Below are 6,015 nucleotides of genomic sequence, written 5' to 3'. Positions count from 1 at the left end.
AATAGTCCTACATGTCTGTAGGAAGATTGCCAAATAACTGTATGCGTATACAGCTATTTGTTGTCTCCCTTCATGCCAAGGACATACCGATGTCGCGTTGTTTGCTTCTGCTTTGCCTCCTGCTCGCCACCTCTGTTCACGCCGCTGCCCCTCGCACCTTTGCCGAAGCCAAGAAAGCCGGTTGGAAGCTGTATGCCGCCAACCCGGTGGAGTTTTATTGCGGCTGCCGTTTTACCGGTAACAAGGTGGACCTGAAAAGCTGCGGTTATGTGCCGCGCAAAAATGCGCAGCGCGCCGCGCGTATTGAGTGGGAGCATATTGTGCCGGCCTGGGTGATTGGCCATCAGCGCCAGTGTTGGCAGAAGGGCGGGCGTTCCAATTGCGCACGTTCAGACGCGAAGTACCGCTTGGCTGAGGCCGATTTGCACAACCTGGTGCCCAGCGTTGGCGAGGTAAATGGCGACCGCAGTAACTTCGGTTATGGCTGGCTGCCGCAAAAGCCGACACAGTATGGCGCCTGCCCGATGGTGGTGGATTTCAAGGCGAAAAAGGCCATGCCACGCCCGCAGGTCCGCGGCATGGTGGCGCGTACGTATTTCTATATGAGTGAGCGCTATGGCCTGCGGTTGTCCAAGCAGGACAAGCAGATGTACGCGGCGTGGAATAAGCAGTACCCGGTCAAGCCCTGGGAGCTGGCGCGCAATCAGAAAGTCGCGTGCGTCATGGGGCGCGGCAATCCTTATGTTGGCAAGGTCGATCTCAAGGCCTGTCGCTAAAGGCGGTTACCACAGGTATACGGCCAAGCCGAGTGCGGCGCAGGTGGCGAGCACTTCGATTACGCCGCGTTTGAGGCGGAACAAGGCGACAAATGCCCAGAGGGCGATAAGTGCCGATGCCCAATCGATAGCCCCAGCAAAGCCCTGCGGCCAAAACACGTGGTAGGCGAAGAACAATGCCAGGTTGACGATTACGCCGACCACGGCAGCGCTGATGGCGGTGAGCGGTGCGGTAAAACGCAGCTGGCCGTGGGTAGATTCCACCAGCGGCCCGCCGATGAGGATGAACAGAAACGACGGCAGAAAGGTAAACCAGGTAACCAGGCAGGCAGCTACGGCACCGGCAAAAAAGAGCTGGTCCGGGCCGAAGATCTGTTTAACAAAACCGCCAACAAAGGCGACAAACGCCACCACCATAATCAGCGGGCCAGGGGTGGATTCGCCCAGCGCCAGGCCGTCGATCATTTGCCCGGGCGTTAGCCAGCCGTAGTGGCCCACGGCGCCTTGGTAGATATAGGGCAGCACCGCGTAGGCGCCACCAAAGGTAAGCAGGGCGGCTTTGGTAAAGAACCAGCCCATTTGCGTAAGCGTGCCTTGCCAACCGTAGAGCACGGAAAGGATGGCCATGGGCACGCACCAGAGCACAGCGCCGCAGGCCAGTAACACCAGCAGGCGGCGGATGTGGAAGCGGGCATGGGCGGGTGTGGGGGTGTCGTCGTCAATCAGTGCGGCGCCGAACGATTGCTGCGCGTTGGCACTGTGGCCGCCGAGATTGAAGATCGCTGGGCGCAGCTTGCCGCCCAACCAGCCGAGCACCCCGGCGGCTAGAACAATCAGCGGGAAGGGCGCTTGCAGGGCAAAGATGGCGAAAAATGCCGCCGCGGCGATGGCCAATAGCCAAGGGTTTTTCAGCGTGCGCGAGCCGATACGGTGAGCGGCATGTACCACAATCGCGGTCACGGCCGGTTTGATGCCGTAGAGCAAACCGGCCACCGCGGGCGTCTGACCAAAGCTGACATACACCCACGCCAGGCCGATCAAAATCAGTAGCGACGGCAGCACAAACAAGCCGCCAGCAATCACCCCGCCCCACGTGCGGTGCATCAGCCAACCGATATAAGTGGCGAGCTGCTGCGCCTCCGGACCGGGCAGCAGCATGCAGTAATTTAAAGCATGCAGAAAACGCCGCTCGGACAACCAGCGCCGCCGTTCCACCAGCTCTTGGTGCATCAGCGCAATTTGCCCCGCCGGCCCGCCAAAGCTGACAAAACCCAGCTTCAACCAGAACAGGAACGCCTGGCCCATGCTGACCGGTTGCGGGGCTTGCGACTTTTCAGCGGGCGTCATCCGTGTGCGTTCCTTTGGACGTTACAAGCTCAGGCGCAGCGCCAACGCGCCTAGGGTGATCAGCAGCACCGGCAAGGTCAGCACAATGCCGACTTTAAAGTAGTAACCCCAGGTAATGCGGATGCCTTTGCGCGCCAGCACATGCAGCCACAGCAAGGTGGCCAGGCTGCCGATGGGGGTGATTTTTGGCCCGAGGTCGCAGCCGATCACGTTGGCGTAGATCATCGCCTCGCGGATCACGCCTGTGGCGGCGGAGTCTTGAATCGACAGGGCGCCGACCAGCACGCTGGGCAGGTTATTCATCACCGATGACAGTAAGGCGGTAGTCAGCCCGGTGCCGATGGCAGCAGCCCACAGGCCATAGCCGGCAAAATAGTCGAGCGCTTGGGTGAGGTAGGCTGTAAGGCCGGCGTTTTTCAGGCCGTACACCACCAGGTACATGCCCAAGGAAAACACCACGATCTGCCACGGCGCATCGCGTAGTACACGGCGGGTGGAAATCACATGGCCGTGGGCGGCGACGGCATACAACGCCGCAGCGCAGACACCGGCAATCACGCACACCGGAATGCCCAGTGGCTCTAGCGCAAACAAGCCGATCAGCAACACCACCAATACACCGACGCCCACGGCAAAGGTCGGTTTATCGCGGATGGCATCTGCCGGTAGTTTGAGGTCTGCGGTGGCGTAGGCCAGGGGAATATCGCGGCGGAAGAACAGATACAACACCGCCAAGGTGGCGGCCACGCTGACCACGTTGACCGGCACCATCACCGCCGCGTAGTCGTTAAAGCTGAGCTTGAAATAGTCGGCGGAAACGATGTTCACCAGATTCGATACCACCAGCGGCAGGCTGGCGGTGTCGGCAATAAAACCGGCCGCCATGACAAAGGCCAAGGTAGCCGCAGGGGAGAAGCGCAGAGCCAGCAGCAGGGAAATCACGATGGGCGTGAGAATCAGCGCCGCGCCGTCGTTGGCAAACAGGCCGGACACCGCCGCACCGAGCAGTACGGTAAAAGCAAACAGACGCCGGCCATTGCCCCGCGCCCAACGCGCCACATGCAGCGCCGCCCACTCGAAAAAGCCCGCTTCGTCGAGGATCAGGCTGATAACGATCAGGGCAATAAAGGTCGCCGTGGCATTCCAGACGATGGCCCATACGGTGGGAATGTCATGCAGGCCAACCACACCAAACGCCAAAGCCAAGAGCGCGCCGACACTCGCCGACCAACCAACGCCAAGGCCTTTGGGTTGCCAGATAACCAGGAGCATGGTGAACGCGAAGATAAGGAAAGCGACAAGCATGGAAGTACTCAGGTAAGGGGCTGCATGGGGTAGGGGTGTAAATAAAGGTGGCGTAGGGTGTGCTGTGCGCACCAAACAATTTGCGCGTAAACCCATTGGTGCGCATAGCACACCCTACGCAAAGGCGCGCTTCAACGGTTCAGGGCTGCACTGTAATCGCTGGCGCTTTCCATTGGCCATGGGCGACTTCAGGTTTTGGATTGTATAAGCGCAGCACGCCATAAAACGGCCCCGGTGGCACTGGCAGCCAGTTACTTTCCAGAGCAATGCCGGGGCTGAGGCGTTGCAGGTACAAGGTAATGCCGCCATCGGGGTCACGTTGCAGACGATTGAGCATGCGCGAGTTGACCAAGTAGCGGTTCAGGCGGTTGTCGATCAGCAGTTTGGTGTTGGCGTCGTACAGGGTCAGCGACCAGAAAGCGTCTACCGGCGGCAATCGGTCCTTGGCGAAGTGCAGGCTGTAGTCATGCTGCAAGCCATTGAGCGGTTGCTCGTACTCATCGTTGAAGTAGCCGATGAAATTCGCCTCATCGGCGGAGGCGGCGAACAGGCCAATGGCGGCACCGGCATAGCGGCCCAAGTAGTTATTGGCCAGGTGCTCGCGGTCGCCAAACAGTTCGCTGGCGGGGATCTGCCCGCTGTCCACTTCGGCGCTTTTAAAGGTGGCAAACTCGGCCCGCGCGGCATCAATGCCAGCTTGCAGGGCGTTGTATTGCGTGGGGGTTAGCCGGTCCTCATGGAAGGGTTGGTCGCTGTTGATGCCGATGCGCGCAAAGCGGCGGCGCAGCGCCACTTCCGAGGGGTGAGGTGGGGCGAAGTTGAGAAGAAAATCCAGCAGCCGGAAGGTGGCTGGAGTCGCGGCGTTGTCCGGGCTCGGCACTGGCCAGACGATTCGCGGCGCCGTCGGCCGCGCTTCCAATTTCAAATAACTGCTCAAGGATTGCAGGGTGTAACCCTGTTGCACCTGGCGCATCTTGGCCATGTCGCCGGCATTAAACAGCTGGGTGCGGTACAGCGCATAGACGATGCTGCTTTCACTGCTCAGCACCTTGTCGATGCCAGCGGGCGTTGGGCCTTGCCAATTGGGCCCGGCGATCAGAAAGCGGCCGCCCTTATTACCCGTAGTGCGGGTGCCGAGGTAGGCAAAGTTCTGGGTAAAAATATCGCTCAACTGCACCGAGTAATAGCGCTCGCTATCGATGGTCGGCAGCGTCAGCACCATCGGCTCAGCGCGCAGATCCAGCCAGGCGTAGGAATAGCGGGTATCGGCAATGGGCGACTGCACCGCCCGGGTCTTGCCGTTGTACACGTCGGAATTATGCGAAATGCGATTGAACGGCGCCTGGTAGGCGTTGCTCTCGGTATCCACCGCCTGGATATACAGGGTCTTGTACATCTCCACCATCGGGTAGCCATAGATATAGGCTTCTTTAGCGATGGCCTCAGCCTCCAGCGGCTCCACCTTGACCTCGGCATGGGCGCCAATGCCAGACAGCAGGCCGAGGCCAAGAGCGAGGAGGGCGAGTGGTTTCATGCAGGGCGCCTTTAGCGGGTGAGTCCGGTTTCACACGTTCGCCGCAATGCCATTGCTGAATCAGCCTGACATCAGGGATAAAGAACGGCATTGGGCAAATTGGGTTCCGAGTATATGTCTAGCATTGCCGCTGCACTCCTGCGTTTAGCATTGCTGTTTGGGCTAATGGTAAGCACCGCACAGGCTGACGACTTTGCGTTGTCCTGTTACTACAGCGCCGCCGACAACGACGAAGGCCTGGCCGAATACGCCCACTGCGCCCGCCGCGAGGGCGACACCCTACGCGTGGCGCCCGAACACCTTCGCCGTTTAAGTTTCGATGACGATGGCCTGGCCAGCCTGTCCACCGACGGTGCCATGTTTTACGTCAACCGCCAGGGCGCGGTCCTGCAAGTGCCGATTTTCGACAATGGCGCCGACTATTTCGAAGAAGGCCTGGTGCGCGGGTTGGTCAACGGCAAGCTGGGCTACTACGACAAACACTTCAAGCAGGTCATAGCGCCGAAATACGACTGGGGCACGCCCTTCGACGGCGGCAAGGCCGAAGTGTGCGTGGGCTGCACCCGCGGCCCGGCCGACGCCGATGGGCACTGGTCAATGGGCGGCGGGCGTTGGGGCGTTATTGATCGCACCGGCAAGGAAGTGCAGCCGCTGCGTTAAGGCACAGGCGCCTCTGAGGTTTTTGACGTGCGCGACTCGCCGCTTTCCAACTTGGCCAAAATCCGGTCCAGCCGCTCGGTAATCGCCAGGTCAATTTTTTCGTGCAGGCGCATGATTTCCAGCTCGGCGCGTAGGTTCACTTCAAAGTCCAGGCTGGCGGCGAGGCGGTCTTTGGAGGCCTGACGGTTCTGGCTCATCATGATGATCGGCGCCTGTATGGCGGCGACGGTGGAGAGCATCAGGTTAAGAAAGATGTACGGGTAGGGGTCGAAGGCCATGCCGAAGTGGGCGAGCACGTCGGTGTTGAGCAGCATCCAGCCGAGCAAGATGACCGAGAAGGCGATGATAAAGGTCCAGGAGCCGCCTATCTCCGCAACCCGGTCGGACAGGCGC

General features: G+C 60.2%; 6 protein-coding genes. 2 read left to right on the top strand and 4 right to left on the bottom strand.

What is annotated here, in order from left to right:
- The first annotated feature begins 89 nt into the window (after window positions 1–89).
- Complete coding sequence (locus tag AAAB16_RS14495) at window positions 90–776, top strand: endonuclease I family protein (RefSeq protein WP_340663947.1); 687 nt, start codon at window positions 90–92, stop codon at window positions 774–776.
- A gap of 6 nt (window positions 777–782) precedes the next feature.
- Here the strand turns inward: AAAB16_RS14495 and chrA are convergent, their stop codons facing one another.
- The 3 genes from chrA to AAAB16_RS14480 form a co-directional block, all read right to left on the bottom strand.
- Window positions 783–2,123 (bottom strand): chromate efflux transporter, encoded by a 1,341-nt coding sequence (gene chrA, locus AAAB16_RS14490; RefSeq protein ID WP_340663946.1) that lies wholly within the window; start codon window positions 2,121–2,123, stop codon window positions 783–785.
- Window positions 2,124–2,144: 21 nt separating this feature from the next.
- The gene (locus tag AAAB16_RS14485; RefSeq protein ID WP_340663945.1) at window positions 2,145–3,428 is read right to left on the bottom strand and encodes an arsenic transporter; all 1,284 of its coding nucleotides are present in this window, start codon (window positions 3,426–3,428) and stop codon (window positions 2,145–2,147) included.
- A 139-nt stretch (window positions 3,429–3,567) separates the two neighbouring features.
- Window positions 3,568–4,962 (bottom strand): DUF1254 domain-containing protein, encoded by a 1,395-nt coding sequence (locus AAAB16_RS14480; protein ID WP_340663944.1) that lies wholly within the window; start codon window positions 4,960–4,962, stop codon window positions 3,568–3,570.
- A gap of 165 nt (window positions 4,963–5,127) precedes the next feature.
- Between AAAB16_RS14480 and AAAB16_RS14475 the strand changes: the two genes are divergently transcribed.
- A complete protein-coding gene (locus AAAB16_RS14475) occupies window positions 5,128–5,622 on the top strand; it encodes a WG repeat-containing protein (RefSeq protein ID WP_340663943.1) in 495 nt (164 codons plus the stop codon).
- On the opposite strand, the gene AAAB16_RS14470 is transcribed toward AAAB16_RS14475, so the two are convergent.
- Window positions 5,619–6,015 (bottom strand): DUF1003 domain-containing protein (locus tag AAAB16_RS14470; protein WP_340663942.1); only part of this gene is annotated, 397 nt, incomplete at its 5' end. The two genes, AAAB16_RS14475 and AAAB16_RS14470, sit on opposite strands and share 4 nt — an antisense overlap.

Source organism: Pseudomonas sp. (assembly GCF_037994325.1).
Classification (GTDB): domain Bacteria; phylum Pseudomonadota; class Gammaproteobacteria; order Pseudomonadales; family Pseudomonadaceae; genus Aquipseudomonas.
This window is presented reverse-complemented; position numbering and strand designations above follow the sequence as displayed.

Bases quoted from the DNA above. Each gene is read 5' to 3' on its own strand.
- AAAB16_RS14480 (WP_340663944.1), bottom strand. From the start codon at position 4,962: ATGAAACCACTCGCCCTCCTCGCTCTTGGCCTCGGCCTGCTGTCTGGC.
- chrA (WP_340663946.1), bottom strand. From the start codon at position 2,123: ATGACGCCCGCTGAAAAGTCGCAAGCCCCGCAACCGGTCAGCATGGGC.
- AAAB16_RS14495 (WP_340663947.1), top strand. From the start codon at position 90: ATGTCGCGTTGTTTGCTTCTGCTTTGCCTCCTGCTCGCCACCTCTGTT.
- AAAB16_RS14485 (WP_340663945.1), bottom strand. From the start codon at position 3,428: ATGCTTGTCGCTTTCCTTATCTTCGCGTTCACCATGCTCCTGGTTATC.
- AAAB16_RS14475 (WP_340663943.1), top strand. From the start codon at position 5,128: ATGGTAAGCACCGCACAGGCTGACGACTTTGCGTTGTCCTGTTACTAC.